Here is a 23,433-nt window from a genome sequence, read left to right as displayed (position 1 = left end):
CGATCAAAAAGAGACCGGCAGCAAGGAAAGTGGCACTTAAAGTTCGATACTCAGCTCTTCGATCTTCCGGTACAGACTGGAGAGGCCGAGCTTGAGGCGCTTGGCTGCCTCACGCTTGTCGGGCCACTGTCTGAGGACGCGGGTGATATGAAGACGCTCGTAATGTCGTAATGCACTTCGCAAGTCGTCGGTGTCCGGAAGAGGTTGTCCGAGTCCGAGCAGGTCTGGAGGCAGGTCGCTGGGTTCGATCTGTGTTCCGTCACACATGATCACCGCCCGCTCGATCGCGTTGTCCAGCTGGCGAACATTCCCTTTCCACTGGGCGGACATCAGCAGGCGGATGGTCTCGCTGGAGGCGCTGATCACCCGTTTACGGAGTGCCCTTGAATGTTTGGCGATGAAATGATCGACCAGCTCAGGAATGTCGTCCAGACGTTCGCGGAGCGGCGGAATCCGAATCTTTCCGCCGTCGAGTCGATAGAACAGGTCTTCCTGGAACTTGCCGTCACCGACCAGTCGCAGCAGGTCTTCGCTGGTCGATGAAATGATCCTGCAGTTCACGGCATACGTTTCGGACCCGCCTGAAGGCATGCTCTCCTGATACTCGATGGCACGCAGCAACTTGGTCTGCGTCCCCATCGGCAGGCTGGCGATCTCATCCAGAAAGACGGTGCCGCTGCCGGCAGTTCGCAGAATTCCCAGTTGGTTCTTGCCACCCGCTTCACTGCCGAAGAGTTCTGCCTCCAGCAGTTCGACCGGACGGGTTCCGCAGTTGACCGCCAGAAACTTCTCCTCGCGCATCGGTCCGACAGAATGGATCGCCCGGGCGAAGAGTTCTTTCCCGGTGCCGGTTTCGCCCGCCAGAAGAACGTTCGAATGCGTGACCGCGATTTTGCCGATGGCTTCCTGAAGCACACGCAGCGGCTCGCTGGATCCGACGATCTGGTCGAAACGGTTGGGCTGGGCCAGTTCGCGACGAAGCTTCTGATTCTCCAGATACAGATCCCGGTACTCGAAGACGCGTCGCAGTTTGTTTGCCAGGTCGTCGAAGATGACCGGTTTGGTCAGGTAGTCGAACGCGCCGGCCTTGAAGGCTTCGACCGCCGACTCCACGGTCCCGTAAGAAGTGATGATCAGCACGAACATGGAGGGGTTGATGCGGTGCATCAGACGCATCAGCTTGATGCCGTCTCCGTCGGGCAACTGGATGTCGCAGATCGCCAGATGAAAATCTTTCTCTTTGGCCCGGGCCATCCCTTCTTCAACGGTGGCGGCCTTGGTGACCTGATAGCCTTCGCTCGAAAGAAACTCCGCCAGGGTGTTGCGGATCACAGGCTCATCTTCAACGATGAGAATTTGCCGTACGGTCGAGGCTTCGGACTGGGGAATCGGGCTCATGGCAGATCTGGCATCAGGACGAAATCATGGCAGCACAGATGCTGCACCCTGAATTCTAGGAACCTCGTGCCGATCCACCAACGCAACAGCGGGGAAAGTTCGAAACCGGTGAGACACTGCTCGAGAGTCCCGTTCCATTGACCTTGAGAAGGGGCTGCGGTCCAATAGGCTCGCAATTCTCAACGGATCGGCCGAACCCGGCGCGAGGTCAGCGGAACACCCGAGCGACAACAGCAAGGACAGTCACGATGTTTGGTCTGTTTGGAGGAAACGACTGGAATGTTCTGGCTGTCATCTTTGAACGTCGGGATCTGTATCAGGTGAGCGGTCAACGGGTGAAGGGGGCCGCTGCGGAGAAAGCCCGTGATGGTGCCAAGGCGCATCCGCGAGCTGTCTACTGGGCCGTCTTCAATCAGAAGGGGTCGTTTCAGGCGGGTGGACCCGGAGCGGGGGCACTGCAGGTTCCCGGCGAGGTGATCAAGAAACTCGAACGGGAGCTGGCGACCAATCGCACCGTTCAGGAAATCCTGAAAGCTCTGGAAACCAAGCAGACCGACAAGATCGCCAAACCGCTGGCATGGCATGGATACCCTCCGCGCCAGATGCACGGGGCCGATTGACCGCTCGTTCCGGTCATTGAATTCGCTTCGACCGCGTTGCCCCCACAGTTTCGTTGCTGTCTCGTGGGGTTGAATCTGATGCACAGCCCCCCACTTCTCAGGGACCGTGTCGCGACTTCGGTGCGAATCGCGGGCTTGCTGACATTGCCAATCTTGCCCGTCTTTAATCATCAGGCAGGAACTGATGAAATCGGTCAACGTCTCCGCTGAATGTGTCGATCTTAACGATACACAGGATTCTAGCGGGAGCAATCGGCGAGAACTGCCGAAGATCTCGCGGGACCGGCGTGTCAGTCGATCGCATCTGGTGGAATTCTGCCGGAGCGGTCACCCTTCCGGCGGGCTGCGACCTGGCCGGGATCAGGCTTTGAGTAATTCATGGCTCGTAAAAAACGTCCGGAAATCTCGTTCGGCTCAGGCTCCTTCCTGGACGTCCTGTGCAACATGGTGGGAATTCTCATTATTCTCATCGCTGTCGTCGGGATGCGCGTGGCGGACAAGGACGACCCGGTCATCGACATGGCCGAGCCGGAAGCGTCGATCCCTGAACCGCCGCAGGTGGACCCAGCTGTCGAAGCCCGTCGCCTTGAAAATGAAGCCCGTCTGGCCCGTCACCGGCAGGCGCTCCTCGAGCATGAAGAGGAGAGCCGCAACCGGCAGTCGGAATGGCAGCGGTTGCTGGCCGAGATGCAGTCTCGGAATCAGGAGCTCGACCGCGAAGCGGAACTGATTCGACAACGGATTCTCGTTGAGGCTGCCGCGCTGGAGCAGGATGAAGCCAGGAAGAACAAGCTCGTCGAAATGGTGGCAGCCGCCTCCAGCGAGAACGACAACCTGCGGAAGAATGAAACCGACTTTCAGCAGCAGGCGATCGCTCTGATGCAGGAGCGAAAGAACCTGCAGGTCGAAATCGAAGCACAAAAAGTGGCTCAGGCGATTCGCAAGCCAGTCTTCGAGATCGTCGCCCACGACGGAAACTCGGGAACCAATCGTCGCCCGATCCTGATCGAATGCCGCGCTGATGGCGTCGAGTTCGCTTCCGAGAAGGTTTACATCTCTGCCCGGACGCTCAATGAATTCTCTCCAGAGCGAAACCCGCTGCTGGCCGGCGCCGACGCACTGATGACTTACTGGACACTGGCTGACGCGAAAAAGGGAGAGACGCAGCTCAAGCCCTACGTTCTCTTGATCGTCCGGCCCGGTGGGACCGTCGGCTTCTACGTCGCCCGGCGCTATCTGGAGGCAATGAATCAGGAGTTCGGCTACGAACTGGTTCCCGATGGAGCAGACATCAAATGGCCTGAAGCCGACCCTGAAGCGACCGAGATCTGCCGGACAGCTGTCGAACGGGCGATCAAGGAGCCTGCATCCATTGCCACGCGTGGTTCGCTCGGCCCCGGCAGCAAGGGGGGCGGGGGGCGTGATCCGGTCCGCGGAGGAAACAGTTCACGTCCGGGGACTGGGCGGGGGGCAGCGACGGCAGGTGGACTGGGTGGTGCGGACGATCAGATCGTCGGCGCGGACGGAGAGTTCTCTCTCCCGGAAGTCGAACAGCTGAAGAAAGCCTCTCCCAAGGATTCAATCGGGATGCTGGGACCGGACTGGTCACCGCAACGACAGAAGCTGGAGTCGGCACGACCCGGCCAGGCGGGTCAACAGAACCGCAGTCAGCTGGAACAGGATTACGCAGAAGAACTTGCCCGGCGGAATGGCACCGGCACGGAAGAGGGCACGACAGGCGGGACAACACCCGGAAGCCGTCCGGGCCGGCCGACGACCGCTGGAAACGCCGGTGCGACAGGGGCGAACGGATCGGGATTCCAACTGCAGCCGTATGGCGATCAGGGGAATCCACGCGGTGGGATGTCATCCGGGGAAAGCAACGGGACAAACAGTTCCGGTTCGAGTTCGTCGGGCGGACAGCCTTCGAGTCAGCGCCCCGATATGCCGGTCTCGCCACTGGCTGAAAAACAGGAGGGGATGCCCCGTGATGGTGGCCGGGATCGAACCTGGGGACGCGGCTACACCAGCGGTGCGATCGGCATCGAACGTGAAATTGTCATGCAGCTCTATGCGGAACGCATTGTGATTGTGGAAGGACCCAGTGCCGATCTTCCTCCGGGAATTGGCCGTGAAGACTTCCATCAGATTGTGGCTGCCATGATTCAGGTTCAGGCGAATTCCTGGGGTGATCCTCCTGCAAAATTCGTCTGGCGACCTCGACTCAAAATCGAAATCCATCCCGGCGGGAATCAACACTACGCCCGGCTGAAAGAGCTCCTTCAGCATTGGGGACTCTCATCCAAGATCGAATTGAAACTCGAATAACAGGCCTGATCTGACCTCCGACATCTCCCCCCTGATCCCTTCTATTCCCACGAATCCAGCCACCACACGTCGATCATGTCCCAGCATAGCGAAGAACTGATGTTCGGCTCTGACTCCTTTCTGGACGTCATGTGCAACATGGTGGGGATTCTGATCATTCTGATCGTGGTGGTGCTGGGAATGCGAGTCGCTCCCCCTCCCGGCAGCGTGCCTGTGGCGATCGCGGAGGAAGCTGCCGGCCCGGCCCCGGCGCTTCCTCCGGTGCTGGAGGATCTGGTCGAAATTCCGCAGCTTCCGGAGATCAAGCCCAGCGAAGAAATGCTGCAGCAGGCGGCCCAGTTGAAAGAACAAAATTCGCTTGTGGCGCGCCGGTTGGAGGAACTGAAGGCGGAAGAACAGAAGATCGCCCAGCGTCGCCTCAGTCAGGTCGACCAGATCAATGTCCTGCGAAGTCAGATTGCTGAGAAAGTGGACACGCTCCGTTCGGACCGGAGTCAGATTTCCACACTGGAAACGAACCTGATCGGACTGAAAGCCGAAGTCGCTGCCTTGAAGCAGCGTCTTGCGGAAACTCCTCCTGATGAAGCTCCGGTGGAGAAGCTGACACACCAGCTTCCGCCGATCGGAAAGGTCGTCACCGGCGATGAGATTCATTTCCGGCTCGAGGGGAACAAGGTGACGCGGGTCCCGATTGCGGAACTCGCTCAGGAAGTGCAGCGTGACATCGAACGTCGCAAGGAGATCCTCATCTCCCGTTCGTTCTATCAGGGAACGACCCGACCGATGGAGGGGTACATGATGGAATATGTCCTGCAACGCCTGAGCATGACCATTGCGGATGAACTTCGCACTGGCCCGGGAATGGTCCGGATCGGGGTGACCAGCTGGATTATTCGTCCGGTCGGTCCATTGCGGGCGGAAACAGCCGATGAGGCAATGCGTCCCGGCTCCGCGTTTCACAATGCTCTGAAGAACGCGGGGCCCACAGCGACAATCACATTCTGGGTCTATCCGGACAGCTTCGACATCCATCGGAAGTTGACGCAGCTGACCCACGATGCGAATTTCTGGGTCGCATCACGGCCACTCCCGAACGGTGTTCCGATTGCGGGTTCGCCGCAGGGATCGAAGTCGGTCGCGCAGTAGGACGAATCACATTTGTTGTTTTGCCACACAATTGAAGTGTACGGCGAAGCTCAGTGTCAGTAGTTCCAAGTCTGATCGAATTGAAACAAGAGGTCAGGGGGCAGAGGTCGGAGGTCAGAAAAACACTGGAAAATAAGTGATTTTCGGACCCCTGTTCCCCGACCTCTGACCTCTCACGATATTTGCTCGGAGCACTTGGAAGTACTGAGTGTGTCCAATCTCGCAAACTCATCCAGACGGCAGCAGATTCTTCAGGTACTTGACGGCGCGTTCGATGTCGCCTGCCTGATCCGACCCTTCCTGACGGTCGACATTCAGCCAGCCGTTGTACCCCATCTCTTCGATCAGGGCAGCGACCTCGTCCCAGTCGACTTCTCCTCGCCCGACAGGGACCTCCTTTCCACGCCCGTCGTAATCGCGAATGGCGTCACGAATTTCGAAATGCCCGATCAGATCATGCAGTTCCCGCAGCTGAGCGACGATCGGCTGCCGGTTGAGCACCCAGGCCCCTAAGTCGGCATCCACCGTGACGGGGCCTGTCTTGACGGAATCGACGAGCTGTCTCATCTCGGCAGCGGTGTCACCGCAGGGAATCAGCGACAACGTCACGCCGACGCGGTTGCCGTGCCCTGCCAGTTCGCTGAGCACCCCCTGCAGCGTCTTGACAGACTCCTGATCCTCTTCAGATGGAATCCGGCCTGCTCGCAGTGTCAACGTGCGGATCTTTAGCTTGGAGGCAAATTCGATGGCGTCGTTCAGAGCTTTGATGCGTTCTCCCATCCGTTCGGTGGCGGCCAGTGGACTTCGCAACGGGAAATGGCCGGAGGCGATCTGCAGCCCGCGCTCATTCAGATAGTGCAGAAGCTGTCGGCGTGCGGTGTCACCGTACTGGGCGGGAGTCACATCGTTTCGCAGATCGAACTGCACCCCCTGAGCGCCGATCTGCATCACCGTCTGCAGGGCCCGGCGCAGATCCGATGAAAACGCTCTCATCGCCACGGAGATCTTCGCCCGAAACATGGATTCCCTTTCTTGTGAACACAGTCTGCCGTTTTGAGAGTGCATCATAACGGCTGCAAAGGACTGTCAACCCGGAGTGCGCTGCTGGATTTCATCCGCGGTTTCGAGGACACTGCAGGGAGAGACCACCACGAACGACGCCACGACACTCCCCATGTACCAGCTGCGACAGATCACCGAGTTCCTGAAAAGTTTCGCTCCTCTGGAGCTGGCGGAGAGCTGGGATAACGTCGGCCTGCTCCTGGGGGACGAGTCCGCTGAGGTCGGGCAGGTGATGACGTGCCTGACCCTGACGTCCGATGTCGCGGAAGAAGCACTCGCGGGCGGGGCAAATCTGATTCTCACCCATCATCCAATCCTCTTCCGCCCCGTACAGAAGCTAACCACCGCAACCTCAGAAGGTCGCATGGTTCTGAAGCTCCTGAAGCAGGGAATCGCCGTTTACAGCCCGCATACCGCATTCGACAGTGCCCGGGATGGGATCAATCAGTCGCTCGCGGAACAGCTGGGCCTGCAGAACATTCAGCCGTTGCGTCGCAGTGCGGTTCCGGGGCTGGAAGATCTGGGGGCAGGCCGCTGGGGACGGTTGCAGACGCCGGTGACGCTGCGTGAGTTGATTGCAAAACTCCGTAAGGAGATTTCTCCACAGCTGCAGCATCTCGGTGACCTCGACCGGATTGTTCACACGATCGGGATTGGCTGCGGATCGGCAGCCGAGTTTCTGAAGGATGCCGAGCGCGTCGGCTGCGACGTGTATGTGACAGGAGAGGCGCGGTTTCATGCCGGGCTCGAAGCACGTGACCGGGAAATCGCCCTGGTGCTGGCAGGTCACTTCAATACCGAGCGACCTGCGATTGAACGACTGGCCGAGAAACTGAAATCCGAATTTCCGGGGCTGCACACCTGGGCCAGCCGCCTGGAAACAGACCCGCTCGTCTGGAGTGCGGAATAATGTCAGCTGAAGAACATCCACAGCCGCAGACACGCCAGTGGCCTCGACCCCAGTTTGAAACACTGATGGCGCGGGCGTTCCGCCTGCGCTGCCCTCGTTGCGGTGAGGGGAAACTGTTTCGCGGATGGTTCCAGATGAACGACCGCTGTCCCGTCTGTAACTTTCAGATCGAACGTCCCGCGGGTTATTACCTGGGGTCGATGTACGTCAATTACGGCACAACCGCCTGGATCACGACGATTGCCTTCATGGTCGGACGGCTCGGTTTCAAGATTCCCGGTCAGATATTGATCTGGCCGCTGGCTGCGTTCTGCCTGATTTTTCCAGCATTGTTCTTTCGGCACGCACGGGCGTTCTGGCTGGCTCTCGATTGCCAGTTCGACAGCAACGTGCTCAATGAAGATCAGGAACATGAACAGGGAGACGAAGGCTGATGCGGACGGTGGTCTTCTGCTTCGAGCACCTCCCCGCTTGCTCGCTGGGCTGTTACGGTGAATGGAAAATCGCAACGCCCGAATTCGATGCTCTCGCCAGCCGCTCGCTGGTCTGGGATCAGTTCATCGTTCCTCCTGTTGAAGGGATTCTTCTTCGGGAACTGGCTGCCGCGAACCCGCAGGCTGGTCTCGTGGCCGATGCGCCGGCCCCACTTGCGTCATCGTCGATGTTCGCACGCACATGGGACATCTCGCCGCAGACGCTGGGGGATATCTCCACCTTTGCGGAACTCCCCGGGCTGAATGAATGCCAGATGCTTTGCATTCATCATGCTGCAAAGGAACTCGATGTCGATGATGTCACCGATGCTGTGAACGGCTGGCTTCAGGAGGATCCTGTCGCTCACCAGCAGGCTGTCGAACAGCTGGAGGCATCAACAACAGACCGCTGGAGTCGGGACGAACTGGAAACGCTGTTCGCATTTCTTCCGGCGTGGCAACGTCGGCTGATCTGCCATGCTGCCGAGGTTCGACAATCGGACCGTGTCCTCAGCCACTGGCTCGGCCTGCTGGAAGACGTTCTGACCGTTGGAGACGTCATCGTCCTGACCGCAGCCTCGGGGGACGAACGCCGAATTCCGGACGATCGTCCAACATGGTTGAAATCGGTCAGCGAGCCTGTCGTGCATTTCCCGTTCATTGTGCATCGGGTCGGTGATGAGGTCGCGGACAATTTCGAGTTCCTGAGCCTGCAGCAGTTCAGCAGACTGGCTGCCAGTTCGTTTAGGAATCTGTCTGAATCGTTCGACTGGGCCGACACCACGTTCCGCTCGGAGTCTGCCAGTGCCGTGCGTACCCCGTCATGGCTGCTGGTGGAGAATCTGACAGGGGCTCAGTCTTCGGCGGTCGACGCGGCATCGGATCCCGAAATTCAACTGTTCCGAAAGCCTGAAGACTTCTGGGACGTGAATGATGTCGCCAGCCAGCACCCGGATCTCATCGATTACTACCGGCAACACGGGCGACTGCCGGTCAACCAGTGACGTCCCGTTTCGATAATGGTCAGTCTGGATTCGCAGGCAGGATCCGCGATAATGGACTTCATCGTCGATCAAAGTGAAGTGGCTCGAAAAAATGCATGAAATCCTGAAGTTCAGCGATCGAATCAGTTGCCTCCCGGTCGTCCACGGCAGCGGCGACTTCGCCGTCGAAGTTCGTCGGGTCATGCTCTCGGAACGGTTCGACTGTCTGGCGGTCCCGCTCCCGGAATCGTTTCGCAGCGTTGTCGAAACCGGAATCGGTCACTTGCCGAACATTACCATTGCAGTTCAGTCCGAGACGGAGCCGTACACCTCCAGCGAATGGACCGGGCACGCCGGCGAGTCCCGTCCGCGGGTCAGCAGCTACGTTCCGATCGATCCCTGCCAACCGGTGATCGCAGCGTTGCGACTGGCGATGCAGGAACACATGACCCGCAGCTTCATCGACCTGGAGGTGGAGGAGTTTGAAGCTCGTCACGAGGTGCTTCCGGATTCATACGCCATCAAACAGGTTCCCATCGAGAAGTTCGCCACAGCGCTGATGGTGCAGTCTCCTCCCCCTGCGACACAGCAGGAACAACAGCGCATCCGCCATATGGCCTGGCGACTTCGGGAACTTGAACGCCGTCATCAATCGATCCTGTTTGTCTGTTCAATCTCACAGTGGCACTGGATCCGGGATGCCTATCTGGAGAATCAGGAGGCAGACGTCTCCGAGCCTGCGGTCTACGATCCCGAACTGTACCGTGTGAGTCCCTCGACACTTCTCTTCCTTCTGGGGGAACTCCCATTCATTACAGGGCTGTACGAGCAGTCCCGTTTCAATCTCGACAGCGATGAGAATCTTTCTGTCGATGGCGTAAAGGAGATGCTCCTGTCGGCTCGGGAGAAGTATCAGATCGACCTGAAGAATCGCGGCAGAAAGATTTCCACCCATCTGCTCTCGACCTATCTGAGATACGTCCGCAACCTGTGCCTCATCGAACGGCGGATGACGCCGGACCTGTATACGTTGATTACAGCCGCCAAGCAGCTGGGGGGGGACCAGTTTGCAATCGCGCTGGCTGAAGTGGCCCGCGAGTATCCGTTTCAGGACTGGCTGCCGCTGGAAGAATTTCAGATGTCGATCGAGAAAGGGCAGTTTCCCGATGGTGGAATCTCGCAGCTGAAGAATCGGCTTCCTGGTCCCTCCATCAGCTGGCGGACGTGTGCGCTCAACCGCAAGCCGCCCAGGATCGATCAGGATCGCTGGGCCATGCGATGGAATCCGTACAACCACTGCAGCTGGCCGCCGGAGGACGTGGCCATTGAACGTTTTCGGACGCATGTCAAGGATCGCGCCCTGAGCATCATGGGGAACGATCTGGCGAAAACTGAGAAGTTCACCACCAGTCTCAAAGATGGACTCGATATCCGCGAGACGCTGCGAAACTGGCATACTGGCAATCTGTATGTCAAGGAGAATCCCCCGAGTCGGGGAAGTCTTGATTGCGTCATCATGCTGTTCGACTCGCCGGCGGATCCCCGTGAATACCCGTGGCGAATTACCTGGCATGCCGAGCATCAGGATGAATCGACACTGGCGTTCTTCGCAACTCAGCTGGGGGATGAGCTGGTCGGGCCGGGCATCGCCATGGCGACTTATGGTGGGACGATGTTTCTGTTTCCGCCACGTCCTGTCGCCGACATCTGGGAAGATCGACGGTTCGACTTTGCTGATACGCTGGAGGAACGTCTCCTCGCAGCCGCCTGCCATTATTCCCGGGAGCGCCACATTGCCATTCTCTCGGCTGTCCCACCTGGGGTCGGGTGGAGACGACTGGCCAAGCGTCACGGGAAGAAACTGGTGCATGTCCCACTGGGGCACTTCAGTCAGGAAACGTTGCAGCAGCTGAAGATCTTCCATGTGCTGAACGGTCGACAGGTTCGCAGCTACGCCGAGCATTTTATCCGCAAGGCGTGACAGGTAGGTGTTCTGTTTGTGGGTGAGAAATTCCAGAATCGGGGCGGAGAGCAGGTTCTGCCCCGATTTCCCCGGGTTTTGCGTTGCTGGTTGACCGGCCCTGAACAGACTAAAATCGGTCCGATCTTGAAATGCGATGATGACCGAGGAAACCGGACACGATCCGCCACCTCCTCCCCGACCCCTAATCCCTTTTCCCTCTCCCCTCCTTCATGAGCGACCAGAATCCCCAGTACACGGTTCTAGCGCGCCGCTGCCGGCCCAAATCGTTTGACGAAGTGGTCGGGCAGGAGCATGTGGGGCAGGCCATTCAGAACGCCATCCGCAGCGGTCGGGTCGCGCACGCCTACCTGTTCACAGGAGCCCGGGGAGTCGGGAAAACGTCCACCGCGCGAATTTTCGCGAAAGCCCTGAACTGTCCGAACGTCAAGGACGGCATCCCCTGCAATCAGTGTGAAGTCTGTGCCGGGATCGGTGAGGGGAACGACGTCGACGTGCTGGAAATCGACGGAGCATCCAATCGCGGGATTGATGACATCCGGCAGCTGCGGGCGAACGTCAGTATTCGTTCGATGAGGTCGCCGAACAAGGTGTACATCATCGACGAAGTGCACATGCTCACGAAAGAAGCATTCAATGCACTGCTGAAAACGCTGGAAGAACCGCCGCCGAACGTGAAGTTCGTCTTCTGCACGACAGAACCGAACAAGGTTCCGGATACGATTCTTTCACGGTGTCAGCGTTTTGACTTTGGAACGATTGCCCAGTCCAGCATCGCCGGTCGGTTGACTCAGATCGCGCTCGCTGAAGGGAAGGTGGTCGATGCAGACGCTGTCGAACTGGTGGCACGCCGGGCGGCGGGGTCCATGCGGGACAGCCAGTCACTCTTCGATCAGCTGCTCGCCTTCGGGGGCGAGCGCATTACTGCCGACGACGTTCATCGTCTGCTGGGAACCGCATCCGATGACCGGATCGTCTCGCTGGTTGATTCACTGATCAACAATCAGCCGGCCGAAGCTCTCGCTGCCGTTGAAGCCGCGATGCAGCAAGGGGTGCAGATCGGCAGTTTCAGTGATCAGCTTCTGGCCTACTTACGCGACCTGATGGTGACCGCTGCGGGAGCAGAAGGGGTTCCACTTTCGGCCGTTTCAGAGTCGAGCCGGTCACTCGTTCGGGAGCAGGCCCAGCGGTGGGGACTTCAGACCATCTCAGCGGCGATGCAGATTCTGGCGGAGACGAAATCCCGGATGCAGCGAGCCACTTTCGCCCGGGCTCTGCTTGAACTGGCCATTGTGCGGCTGGCATCGCTTGAGCAACTGGACCGGATCGCCACCCTGATGGCCACGGGCGTGAGCTCGACTGCGGGGGCCCCTGCAGCGACCCCACCCCGGGTCCAGCCGGCGGCTCCGTTTCAAAAAAAAAGCCCTGAGTTCTCCCCAAGACCGGTAACTTCACCGCCAGCAGCGACTCCAGTGTCTGCTCCTTCGCCGTCCACTCCTGCTCCGGCAACTTCGGTTCAGAAATCACCGGAACCTGCGTCTGTAAAAGAAGATGCGGTTGCGTTCGGAGAAGATTCACTGGCGGAATTCTGGAACGCGCTGATGGCGAAAGTCCCCGAGAATCTGGGGAACCATCTGAAGAATGCGTCTAAGACAGCAATTTTTGGACCAAATCATCTGGAAATCCTGTTTCCCAGAAGCTACTCTTTCAGCAAGAGTTATTGCGAAAAATCGGAGGGGTTCAAAAAGCTCTCCGCTGTCGCGCAGGAACTCGCCGGTCGTCAGATCGATTTTCGGGTCGGCTTTGACGAATCCGCTCCGGTAGTCAAGAAAGTTTCCCCGAAAGAGGAACGGTCGAGGACTCCGGAACGGATGAAAACGTCTGTCGTGGATGGAGATACGTTCGTCCAGATGGCGGTTGCGATCTTCGGAGGGAAAGTCGAAGAAGTTCGTCCGCTGGCAGAAACGGTGGTCGCGGTCGAATCCGAGATGCCGGTCGAGAGTGAAATGGAGAGTTAAGGCCCTGCTGGATTGAGTTTTCAGCGAGGGTTTGGCGACGGGATGGATTTTCAGGCGAGTCACTGCCTGAGTCGCCTGCAGGAATGAGAGTCATCGGCTTTAGAAAGTCATCAGGTCCGGAAGCATGGCGGCACGCGGATTTCAGTCAGAACAACATCCCTTCGGTCCGGCAGTCGGGCGGCTCGTCGAGCAGTTTGCCTCCTTACCCGGAATCGGTCGAAAATCCGCCGAACGTTTGGCCAATCATATTCTGAGCTGTCGCGAACAGGATGCGCTGGCTCTGGCAGACGCCATTCGGGACGTGAAAAAGACCATTCGACGCTGCAAGGTCTGCTTCAATCTGACAGAACAGGAAGTCTGTTCCATCTGTCGCGATCCCCGGCGGGACCGGACGGTCGTCTGCATCGTGGAACAGCCCAAGGACGTCTCGGCACTGGAGGCGGCTTCCGCTTTTCAGGGGACCTACCATGTCCTGGGGGGGCGAATTGCGCCGCTCGAAGGAATTGGCCCTGACGATTTGACAATCGGTCAGCTGATTCGCCGGGTGCGGCAGGAAAAAGTTCGAGAATTGATTATGGCGACGAATCCAACGCTGGAAGGGGATGGAACAGCTTTGTTCATCTCCAACCTGCTGGAGGAAGATCCGGTAACAATTACGCGGCTTGCGCGGGGGATTGCCACCGGAAGTGTGTTAGAGTTTGCCAATAAAGAAATGTTGGCCGACGCCATGCGGGGACGGCAGAATTTTTGATCTTCAGCAATCATTTTTGCTCGCGGACGGTAGATTGAGCTTTAGAATTTCACAGAAACCGTCGTACACCCCAACGTTTTTCCGTCGATCCACATCCGATCTCAACTGATCGAAGAACAATGCACCTAAACGTTTCCCAGCAGATGCGCATGAGCCAGCAGATGAAGCTGGCGCCGCGCATGATTCAATCGATGGAAATTCTTCAGTTGCCGCTCATGGCACTGCAGGAACGCATCGACCAGGAACTGGCTGAAAACGTCGTTCTGGAACAGGTCACCAACCGGAAAGAAGAGTACAAGCAGGAGCAGCCCCAGGCGGAGCTGGAACCTCCCCGGATGGAAATCGACCGCCGGGAAATGGTCACCGACGACAACAACGCTTCCGACTTCGAACGGCTCCTTGAGATCTCCAAGGAATGGCCGGACGACAACTACACCTCCGGGTCGCGCCCCTCAAGCAACCGCATCGAGGAAGAGGGGGACCGTCAAAACGACGTCATGGCGAACTGCGAGAATCGCCCTGAGACCCTGCACGATCACCTGCTCGAACAGTTTCATTGCGATGCGCCGGAACACCTGCGGGCTTTCGGCGACTATCTGATCCACAATCTGGATGCCAACGGCCGCCTGCAAAGTTCCCTCGCGGAACTGGCACAGGTGTTCGGTGCGAATATCACGCATGAAGACGCCGAGCAGACGATCAAGCTTGTGCAGCGACTCGACCCACCCGGCGTTGGTGCTCGCGATCTGAAGGAATGCCTCCTTCTGCAGATCACCCCGGAAACGCCGCTGGGCGAAATGATGTCGACGCTGATCAGCGATCACCTCGACGACGTGCTGCAGAACCGTCTGCCGCTGATCGAACGTAAAACCGGCTACACCCTCGACGCCATCAAAGCAGCCATCGAACAGATGCGGACGCTCGAGCCGTATCCCGGCCGGATCTTCGACGCCCCGCGAATCCAGACCGTCACCCCCGACCTGAAAGTCGAAAAGAACGAAGCGGGCGAATACAAAGTCGAACTCATCGACGAATACATCCCCCAGCTGCGCATCAACCGTCGCTACATCCGCATGCTCGAAGGCAATCCCGATGCAGCGACCAAAGAATTCATCAAACGCAAGATCGAGTCGGCCAAGTGGCTCATCGACTCGATCGAGCAGCGTTACAACACACTGCGACGCGTGGCACAGGCCATTGTTGATGAGCAGACCGAGTTTCTGGATCAGGGGCCCGAGTTCATCAAGCCGCTGAAAATGCAGGACATTGCGGACGTCGTCGGTGTTCACGTCACCACCGTCTCCCGGGCGGTCGACGATAAATTCATCGCGACTCCACGCGGAATCTTTCCGCTGAAGCGATTCTTCGGAGGCGGGACAAAGACCGCCGACGGTGAAGATGTCGCCTGGGAAAACATCCGGCTCAAGCTCAAGGAAATCGTCGACAAAGAGGACAAGTCCGATCCGCTCAGCGATGACGCACTGGTCATGGAATTGAGCAAACACGGATTCAACCTCGCCCGCAGAACGGTCACGAAGTACCGGAAGGCGATGAACATCCCCTCTTCCCGTCAGCGTCGGGAATACTGAAGACGCAGCGGCGTGAGTGGCAGTTCGCAGGACGCTCGACTCGACTTGGTTCGGTCCAGGAACTTCACATCACCCAATTCGATCATCCTGGTGAAACCGCGAGGCAAACTCGTAGGTATGCTGTGCAAAGGCTCCTTGCAGAGAAGTTGTCATTCTTCGCACGCGAGAAGCCTGGCTGTTTGCCATTCCGGCATGTGATCGAATTCGAAGTCTGATTTCCCTGACAGCAGGCAGTTATGTCGCGTCTTCTCTCTTTGATTTGTCTGCTCTCGATCACCTTCCTGTCAGCGCGTGCTTCTTTCGCCGAGGATTCTTCAGAACCATTCGGCCGTAAATTCATCGCCAAAGACTCTCTGAACATCGGTGAGGAGCCGAACGAGGACGCCCGACAATGCCTCGCTGGCCTGTGCTGGAGGGCAGAAGAGTTCGAGGTTCTGATCGAACCACCTGTTGGCGAAGATCGCGAGGATGCGATCGTGAAATTTCCTTCGCCCATCACGACAGACGACCCCGCCGCGGCAACCGCTGTCATGGAGTGGTACATGGTTCGCGATGCCGACCAGAAACCGGCGAAGGCTCCCGCTGTGGTGGTTATTCATGAATCCGGCAGGAGCATGCCAGTTGGTCGTTTGCTGGCCAAGGGGTTCCGACATCGCGGCGTGCATGCGTTCCTCCTTCAACTCCCCGGCTACGGTTTGCGGCGCTCACCCGATCAACGAGGTCGAGGGTTTCAGCTTCATACGGTTCGACAAGGAATTGCCGACGCCCGGCGAGCCCGTGATGCTGTCGCCGCTCTGCCGTGGCTGACTCACGATCGAATTTCACTTCAAGGGACCAGCCTGGGAGGCTTCGTCTCATCGACAGCTGCCGGGCTTGACAAAGGATATGACAAAGTCTTTCTCGTCCTCTCGGGCGGTGACATTCTCAGCGTGCTGCAAAACGGCGATCGCGATGCAGCCCGGGTCAAGAAGGTGCTGACAGATGCAGGTGTGACCGAAGAACAGCTCCGGGAGATCAGTTGGCAGGTTGAACCCAATCGTCTGGCCCATCGCCTGAACCCGGACCGAACATGGCTGTACTCCGGCGTCTTCGATACGGTTGTCCCGATTGAGAACGCCAAATCATTCGCAAAAGCCGCCAGCCTGGAAACATCCCACCACATCACCATGCCAGTGGACCACTACGCTGGCTTTCTCTTCGTGCCGGCGATCCTCGACCGCATGTGCACGGAAATTCTGCAGTCACCCTGATCGTTCACAATCGCACCCTCACCAACCAATCCCCAGTCCATTGGCACTCGCGAACCTAAGAGCGAATCTCACGAAAGTGTGGCGTTCCGGCGGCGATCAACACAGCTTTCGAACGACAATCTTCCTGAATCGCCGCCACACTCCCCTGAGGCAGGGGCTAAACGCAGACGCCGCCGTCCTCTTCTCCACCCGCAGCGGGAGTTCGACGGAAGATCAACCGCCCGGATTTCGGAAAGTAGGTTGGCAAAAATCGAGCGTTCCGAGTACAACGGAGCTCCCCGCAGCCAGATTCGTTTTCCAGACGATCCGCTGCAGGGGAGAATCTAAAAACAGGTCGCGTAGCTCAGTTGGTTAGAGCATCTGTCTTACACACAGAATGTCGCAGGTTCGAGTCCTGTCGTGACCACTTTCACCCTATTGTCACATTGGGTGAAAGCCAAAGTTGTCTGATGACGAGAGCGACGGTTCTGAAATACTCTCTCCTTTTGCCGACAGGCGGACTCAAGTCCGAGATCTGGTAACGCCGTTGAATAAGGCAGCATGATTCTTCTCTATCGCATGAGCGGTACGTCCGTCTGATCCTGAAGTGGCAGCAGGCGCAAAACGGTCTGTTCCAGATGGGAGAGTCGTTGCTGCGATTTCAAATGGGAACTTGCTGATCACTCGCAATTGAACGTCGCCTACGTCTGAGGTAAAGTCCCAGACGTGGGCGGCGTCGGTGCCGTTCTGAACTTGGGCCACTCAGGACACCTCTCCCATGAAATTCTGGGACGACTCGCTGCGCGTCTGCTCAAAATGCCGGAAGAAAATCACTCTGGACGGCGTTGAGCGGAAAGCGTGTCCACACTGCGGAAATGTGGTCTGGTTCTTCGATTACAGAAAGCTCCCAGAACCTCCGCCAATCCCGGGAGTCCCTGCCAGCGGGTTCTTCGGGCATCCCACTTCGAATCTTCTTCTGGCGATTCTGTGCGTCCTCAGCCTGCTGGCGCTGGTGTCATTCTCCAATTCACTCATGGTGCCGATGGTTTGTGCTCTCATTGCGGTCGGCATGGGGATTTATGGGATGATGCGTCACGCTGAAGCCATTGAAGTTGAGAGGCAGCTGGTCCATTACACCAAGGTTCTGGAACTCGCACGGGCATTTCGGAGTCAAACTGCTGAGCTGACCGAGCGGTATCACTCTCTGCTTGCGACCGGCAATTCCCGCGTGGAGGAATATTACCGGAAGATCTATGAGGCCGCTGAGCAGGAGAAGCGTGCGGCGCAGGAGAGTCTGAATGCTGCGCGTGCCGATCGCCTTGCGGTCGCTTCGGTTGAACAACGGATTGACGCCATCGCCGCCCGGCTTGTTGCGGATCATCTGAAGTGGATGACCAACAGGCTGACCGCCGATCCTGAAAACTACCAGCGGAGGAAGAACGAGCTGACGAAAACGTTCGAATTCGTGGAAGCTGTGGGGTACGCGATCTCCCCGACCGCACAAAAGGCCGCGATTGCTGACCTGAAGAATGCCTTCCAGACCAAGGTACGGGAACAGCAGTTGAGAGAAGAACAAAGGCGTATGAAGCAGCAGATGAGGGAAGAACTTCGACTCCAGCGAGAGCATGAAGAGGCCATCCGCGATGCGGAAGAAAAGGAAGCAGAACTGGCAGATCGGCTGAAGGAAGCACTGGCATCGCAGGCCGGGATTCATTCCCGAGAAATCGAAGAACTGCAGCAACAACTGGCTGAAGCACAGGCGAAGGCAGAGCGGGCGAAGTCGCTGGCACAATTAACCAAGGTCGGCCACGTCTACATTCTCTCGAACATTGGATCATTCGGTGAGAATGTGTTCAAAGTTGGCATGACTCGCCGTGAAGATCCGCAACACCGCGTGAGAGAGCTGGGAGATGCGAGCGTGCCGTTTCCGTTCGATGTGCACGCGATGATCAGCTGTGACAACGCTCCGGCCCTGGAAAACGCCTTGCATCGCGAGCTGACGAGGCATCGAGTGAACCGTGTCAATCTCCGAAAGGAATACTTCAAGATCGAACTGAAAACGATCCTTCAGGCAGTCAGGCAGCACCACGGGGTCATCGAGTACGTGGCTGAACCGGAAGCTTTGGAGTACCGCGACAGCCAGAACGTGAGCCCGGATGAACTGGTGGAGCTGACGGAAGAACTGGCAGAAATGGGGGTCACCCTGGACGAGGACGATGAGTTTGAACCGCAAATGGAATCGGTTTGAATTCCTTTCATGGGTGACGGTTCGCTCTGGATTGGTTCTTTGACCTGGCTGTCGGTGGAAGTCCCAACGTCGCTCGAGGTTGATGATTCCAACCGAGGTGGAGTCATATCGTCACGGGTGAAATTCCGGGGCATTCTGTTGAATCACGTTCAGCTGGGCACCTGAAGTGACCGGCTCAATCACCGTGGTTTTGACTGTCGGCGGGCAGTGAAGGAAGCTTACAATTGGACGATATTTTTATACATGATAGCTACATTTCCCTTGAGCCGGTTGCCTTTGTCGGGATTGGATTACTTCTGTTCCTGGCTGGAATAGCAGTCGGCTCGACATGCGTTTATTACTGCAGCCGAAAAGGAAGATCTCGCGACAAAGAAAGCTGATGTCGGATCAGATTGTCACTGTTGAAGAAAGGTCACACGTCAGATGGTGCAACTGGTGAATACCGCTGACAGCACAGTCAGTCTCGGTGATCCGATTTCACTTTCGGTTCTGTTATTCATCTTACTGGTGGTGCTGCTTGCGATTGGCCGTTGGTTCCTGTTGCTGGTTGGTCTGGCAAAACGTGAAAAGCAGAGTCTGAACCGCCGCGCCGAGTTCTTCGCACTCTCGGTTGCTCTATCCGCTCTGGGGGGCACGGTCGGCTACATGGTGTTCGTCTTCGCCGAGGCTGCTGCGTGGAGCTGTTAGACCTGTTGAGTCGGATCTGCTGTCTCACACTGTGGAAGCTTGAAGCCTGAACTTGCGGTGACGCCCTCACGCATTCTCTCGTCTGGCTGCGACTCCTTTGCTTGGGGCCGATCAGCGGTGGTGGCGTTGCCCGTTGTGTCTCAAACCGTCAGACTGACGAGGAAGGCGTAAGCATTTTGTATTGTTCAGGATTTCATCGCAAAGTTTTTCAGCCGTGGCTCGACGTTCAGCGACCGTAACTCGACAGCCTTCTTCCATGAAATCGCCGTTGGCGGGGATTTCGGTGGCGTCGGCGTTGGTGATCGGACTTTTGCTCTGTCGGTGGCTGGTTCCGGCTGAGGGGGTTGAACAAGGGCACACGCTTTGGATTGCAGCCGGCTGGCTGGCACTGGGGACGGCGGGGCTGTGGGCTCTGTGGCGGACCGGGAGTGGGCTCTCGCAGCGGCTGGGCATCATCGACGTTGGAGTGGCGGGGCTGGTCGCAGGTCATGGAATTTCTGCCCTGCTCGTACTGGCCGGCACCGGGGACCAGCGGGCCGCGCTGAACTGCTTCTGGGAGTGGATTTCCGTCGGCGTGACGTGGGTTGTGCTGAAGGAATTCATGCAGCGGACGGACTTCCGGGTCCTTCTTTCATGGTGCCTGCTGACGACCGTCATCGCGCTGGCTGGACTGGGGATCTGGCAACATTTCGTCTGGTATCCACAGCAGGGGCGAGATATGACCCGACTGCTGGCCATTCAGGGACAACTCGACAGCGGAGGGACACTCTCAGCGGATGATCGGACGGAATTCCGCAAGCTGCAGTCGCAGTTCGGGACGGATTATTTGATGCTGGATGAAGGGGCCCGGCGGTCACTGTTGGCGAGAACCCGCGACAGCCTGGAACCGATTGGTCGGTTTGCATTGGCGAATTCGTTCGCTGCCCTGTTGCTGATCGGCTGGTTTTCGGGGCTCGACTTCCTGTTGCAACTGCTTCGATTCAGAAAACAGGATGAAGAGTCTGCGAGCAGTGATGCTGACGTTCCCATCTGGCGGTCGAACTCATTTCCGCTGGCGACGGGGATCACGCTGGCGATCGGGGTGATTTCCGGTTGTCTACTCCTGACGAAGAGCCGGACTGCTGTCGTTGGCGTCGTGGTTGCACTCGTTTGGCTAGGAGGGCGTTTGCTCGTCAGACCCGGCACGCAGCGTAAGAAGATTCTGCTGGGTGGTGCCGGACTGCTGGCGGTCTTTGTCGTGTTTGCTGTCGTTTTGAGTCTGACAGGCGGACTCGACTGGGAGATACTCAGCGAGGCCCCCAAGAGTCTGGCGTTTCGACAGGAATATTGGCGGTCGACGTGGGGGCTGATTGTTAATCACCCCTGGTTTGGCGTGGGGCCGGGCAACTTCCGGCAGCATTATTTTCAGTACAAGCTCCCCGGGGCGAGTGAAGAGATTCTTGATCCGCACAATCTGGTGCTGGATGTCTGGGCGAACGGAGGAATACTCGCGCTGGGTGGGCTGACGATCCTGCTGGGTGTCTGGGGCTACCGGTTGATTCGCGCTCCGCTGAACTTTGAAGCGCCAACGTCTGCGGGGCAAGACATTCTCAAAGCGGGAGGTGTTGTCGGAGCATTCGCATTCGGACTGACGCTGGCACAGGAATGGCTGCTCGAAGGTTTTTTTGACTGGAATCTGTTCTGGATTGCCGTGGGCTGGCTGGCGATCCATGTCACCTTTGCAGTTCTGAAGTTTTTGCAGGGCCGGTCTCTCAAGACCGGCGCGGTCAGCGACTGGGTGCTGAGTCTTCCGGCAGCTCTCACGGCAGGGACAGCTGTTCTGGTCCACCTGCTGGGGGCGGGGGGAATCGGAATGCCGGCCATCCTGCAATTGATCCTGATCCTGTTTCTGTTCTCAACTCCAGTGGGGCAGGGTGTTTCCCGGACGTCTCGAGGGATCGCTGTCTCGATGGGGGCCGGGGTGCTGCTGTTTCTGGGATGTCTGTGGACGGGACTTGTCCCGGTTGCGACTGTCGGGCGGCTCCTCGAACAGGGGCGATACGAGTCGCTGGTGGAACATCGGATGAATCTGGCGGAGAAGACTTACGCAGAGGCCGTTGCTGCGGATCGACTGGCCTCGGCGCCGCATGACGAGCTGGCAGCACTCGCTTTTGAACGATGGATGCGATCCGGAAAAAGTCATGCGGAGCTGTTCGATACTGCAATTCGAGAGAAGGAGCTCGCGATCCGGTTGAACCCCCGCGCCGCAAAGGAGTACTTGACACTCTCTGACTGGTGGCTGCAGAAGTACCGACAGGACCAGAGTCCCGCATCGGCTGAAGCAGCGATCTCGGCGGCGGAGAAGGCCGTTCAGCTGTATCCGAACTTCTCCAGAGCGCACAGCCAGCTTGCGTTGGCAATGGACGCGGGGCAGAAGCGGGATGAGGCGGTTCGGGCAGCCCGACGGGCACTGGAACTGGACGACCTCAACACGTCACGCGGGCATGTCGACAAACTCCTCCCGAAAACCGTTCGCGAAGCAATTGAGCGGTTGCTGCATGGAGCAGAAGCGGGAACGACGGAGAAGCAGTGAGAGATGCCCGCCACGCGGCAGTGCGGACGGGCATCCATTCGACAGTTTACCTCGGCATGTTCGCACCGAATTCGGCGAGAATCAGTGGAGTGACATCGACATCCCGATACTGCGGACTGGGCAGCGGCGAGGACGAAACGAGCACGCATTGGGAAGCTGCGTTTTCTTCGGGATGACCGTGTGAGCCGCGGACGAGTGTGGCATCGAGCGGAATCTTCTTCGCGGGCATTTCGATGAAGAGTTCAGCAGGGTCGTAACCGGGCTTGCGATGAATGTCGACGGTCTGGGCGAATTCCGGAGCCTGTGAATCGTGTTCCCACCAGTAGTAGGCGAACCACGCATGTGGCTTCGCGATCAGAACCACATCGCCCGAGCGCGGATGGTTGAGTGAAAACTTCGCCCGCTCTTCGCCGATCAGAACATGTTTCACCAGCGGGTGATCCCGGAACAGGTCTGCGACCCAGTCGATATCATCCGGATCTTTGACGAAGACATGGGCCAGCTGATGATCGACAAGCGCCCATGCAGGGGATTCGCCGGGCACCAGATGCTGACGGCCATTCTCTTCGCGGATCGCGAGCAGACCTGCCTGCTGCAGCAAACGATTCGGATAAGCGACAGCGGTCACTTCCTGAATCGTGTATTCGCTGGCGATGAGCCAATGTACGTCCGTCATTCCGGCATCTTTGTATCCCTGGACGAGTTGACCCAGCACACGATCGGCATCGACGACCGCCTGCAGGGCCTCGGGGCTGTTGGGGCCGTTCTTCTGGGCTGCGTAGTCCAGATGAGGGATGTAGATGTAGGTGAATCGGGGATGGAACTTGCCCGCTGCGATCACTGCGGAATTCACGATCCACTCTGTCGATTTGATGTTGGCCATCGGCCCCCAGAAGTTCATCAGGGGGAAGTGTCCGAGTTGATCACGCAGTTCGCCGTACAGTTCGGTCGGCTTGGTGTAACACCACAGCGATTCCGAACCGTCGGGATTGTGAATCGGGGCGGGAGTGCAGATGTAGTCGGAGCTGGCCCCTTTGGAGTGCAGAGGAAACCAGACAGCGGAAGTGATCGCTGGGTCGTGGCGATGCAGCAGTTCCCAGACCTGCGGGGCTTCGAAACAGCTGTTCCATGCGGTCCACATCTCCACTTCGCCGGTTTCGCGATGGAAGAAACCGTTGGCGATGACGCCATGTTTCTCCGGACCGACTCCCGTGGTCAGATTCGCCTGCACCGGGCATGTCATGCAGGGGAATGTGGGTTTCAGATCAGCGATCGATCCGCCGGCAGCCAGGGCGGACAGGTTGGGCATGCGTGCCAGATCGCTGCGACGCAACCCGGGAATGGAAATCAAAACGACATTCTGAGACATGGACGCCCTTTGAAAGTCTAAGTCACTTTGTGATTCAATCCCGAATGCCCGTCCCTTTGGAGAGACTCC

At 58.0% G+C, this 23,433-nt stretch carries 17 protein-coding genes and 1 tRNA gene; 15 read left to right on the top strand and 3 right to left on the bottom strand.

Features of this window, described 5'->3' with window-relative positions; translation table 11 throughout:
* Nucleotides 1-36 precede the first annotated feature (36 nt).
* The gene (locus SH661x_RS17065) at nt 37-1,398 is read right to left on the bottom strand and encodes a sigma-54-dependent transcriptional regulator (RefSeq protein ID WP_437223923.1); all 1,362 of its coding nucleotides are present in this window, start codon (nt 1,396-1,398) and stop codon (nt 37-39) included.
* A 248-nt stretch (nt 1,399-1,646) separates the two neighbouring features.
* Here SH661x_RS17065 and SH661x_RS17060 point away from each other — a divergent pair, with 248 nt between their 5' ends.
* The 3 genes from SH661x_RS17060 (at nt 1,647) to SH661x_RS17050 (ending at nt 5,492) form a co-directional block, all read left to right on the top strand.
* Nucleotides 1,647-2,018 (top strand): hypothetical protein, encoded by a 372-nt coding sequence (locus tag SH661x_RS17060; RefSeq protein ID WP_437223920.1) that lies wholly within the window; start codon nt 1,647-1,649, stop codon nt 2,016-2,018.
* Nucleotides 2,019-2,396: 378 nt separating this feature from the next.
* Nucleotides 2,397-4,346 carry a hypothetical protein gene (locus SH661x_RS17055; RefSeq protein ID WP_437223917.1) on the top strand — a complete coding sequence of 650 codons (1,950 nt, stop codon included), beginning with the start codon at nt 2,397-2,399 and terminating at the stop codon, nt 4,344-4,346.
* Between the two features lie 75 nt (nt 4,347-4,421).
* A complete protein-coding gene (locus SH661x_RS17050) occupies nt 4,422-5,492 on the top strand; it encodes a hypothetical protein (RefSeq protein WP_437223915.1) in 1,071 nt (356 codons plus the stop codon).
* Between the two features lie 228 nt (nt 5,493-5,720).
* Here SH661x_RS17050 and SH661x_RS17045 read toward each other — a convergent pair whose 3' ends face one another.
* On the bottom strand, nt 5,721-6,512 hold the full coding sequence (locus tag SH661x_RS17045) for a sugar phosphate isomerase/epimerase family protein (RefSeq protein WP_437223912.1): 792 nt from the start codon (nt 6,510-6,512) through the stop codon (nt 5,721-5,723).
* Between the two features lie 76 nt (nt 6,513-6,588).
* On the opposite strand from SH661x_RS17045, the gene SH661x_RS17040 reads away from it, so the two are divergent.
* The 12 genes from SH661x_RS17040 to SH661x_RS16985 all read left to right on the top strand — a co-directional run bounded on the left by SH661x_RS17040 (nt 6,589) and on the right by SH661x_RS16985 (nt 21,995).
* A complete protein-coding gene (locus SH661x_RS17040) occupies nt 6,589-7,464 on the top strand; it encodes a Nif3-like dinuclear metal center hexameric protein (protein WP_437223909.1) in 876 nt (291 codons plus the stop codon).
* Complete coding sequence (locus tag SH661x_RS17035) at nt 7,464-7,898, top strand: DUF983 domain-containing protein (RefSeq protein WP_437223906.1); 435 nt, start codon at nt 7,464-7,466, stop codon at nt 7,896-7,898. Before SH661x_RS17040 ends, SH661x_RS17035 begins: the two co-directional genes overlap by 1 nt.
* Nucleotides 7,898-8,941 (top strand): hypothetical protein, encoded by a 1,044-nt coding sequence (locus SH661x_RS17030; RefSeq protein WP_437223903.1) that lies wholly within the window; start codon nt 7,898-7,900, stop codon nt 8,939-8,941. The genes SH661x_RS17035 and SH661x_RS17030 overlap by 1 nt, the downstream gene beginning before the upstream one ends.
* 91 nt (nt 8,942-9,032) lie before the next feature.
* A complete protein-coding gene (locus SH661x_RS17025; protein WP_437223901.1) occupies nt 9,033-10,901 on the top strand; it encodes a hypothetical protein in 1,869 nt (622 codons plus the stop codon).
* Nucleotides 10,902-11,113: 212 nt separating this feature from the next.
* On the top strand, nt 11,114-12,919 hold the full coding sequence (gene dnaX / locus SH661x_RS17020) for a DNA polymerase III subunit gamma/tau (RefSeq protein WP_437223898.1): 1,806 nt from the start codon (nt 11,114-11,116) through the stop codon (nt 12,917-12,919).
* Between the two features lie 124 nt (nt 12,920-13,043).
* The gene (gene recR, locus SH661x_RS17015) at nt 13,044-13,670 is read left to right on the top strand and encodes a recombination mediator RecR (protein WP_437223895.1); all 627 of its coding nucleotides are present in this window, start codon (nt 13,044-13,046) and stop codon (nt 13,668-13,670) included.
* Between the two features lie 119 nt (nt 13,671-13,789).
* Nucleotides 13,790-15,259: an RNA polymerase factor sigma-54 gene (rpoN, locus tag SH661x_RS17010; protein WP_437223893.1), complete on the top strand. Its 1,470-nt coding sequence runs from the start codon at nt 13,790-13,792 to the stop codon at nt 15,257-15,259.
* Between the two features lie 236 nt (nt 15,260-15,495).
* Nucleotides 15,496-16,509 carry an alpha/beta hydrolase family protein gene (locus SH661x_RS17005; RefSeq protein WP_437223890.1) on the top strand — a complete coding sequence of 338 codons (1,014 nt, stop codon included), beginning with the start codon at nt 15,496-15,498 and terminating at the stop codon, nt 16,507-16,509.
* A gap of 332 nt (nt 16,510-16,841) precedes the next feature.
* Nucleotides 16,842-16,915 (top strand) — tRNA-Val (locus SH661x_RS17000).
* A 351-nt stretch (nt 16,916-17,266) separates the two neighbouring features.
* Entirely contained in the window at nt 17,267-18,736 is a 1,470-nt protein-coding gene (locus tag SH661x_RS16995; RefSeq protein WP_437223888.1) for a GIY-YIG nuclease family protein, read from the top strand.
* Between the two features lie 423 nt (nt 18,737-19,159).
* Nucleotides 19,160-19,423, top strand: a complete 264-nt coding sequence (locus SH661x_RS16990) for a hypothetical protein (protein WP_437223885.1) — start codon at nt 19,160-19,162, stop codon at nt 19,421-19,423.
* Nucleotides 19,424-19,679: 256 nt separating this feature from the next.
* Nucleotides 19,680-21,995 (top strand): O-antigen ligase family protein, encoded by a 2,316-nt coding sequence (locus SH661x_RS16985; protein WP_437223883.1) that lies wholly within the window; start codon nt 19,680-19,682, stop codon nt 21,993-21,995.
* Between the two features lie 46 nt (nt 21,996-22,041).
* Here SH661x_RS16985 and SH661x_RS16980 read toward each other — a convergent pair whose 3' ends face one another.
* Complete coding sequence (locus SH661x_RS16980) at nt 22,042-23,364, bottom strand: alkaline phosphatase family protein (RefSeq protein WP_437223881.1); 1,323 nt, start codon at nt 23,362-23,364, stop codon at nt 22,042-22,044.
* Nucleotides 23,365-23,433: the final 69 nt, after the last annotated feature.

The sequence above is a fragment of the Planctomicrobium stercoris genome (assembly GCF_051465655.1).
Classification (GTDB): Bacteria; Planctomycetota; Planctomycetia; order Planctomycetales; family Planctomycetaceae; genus Planctomicrobium.
Note: the sequence above shows the minus strand (reverse complement) of the source record. Positions and strands in the feature narration are given on the sequence as shown.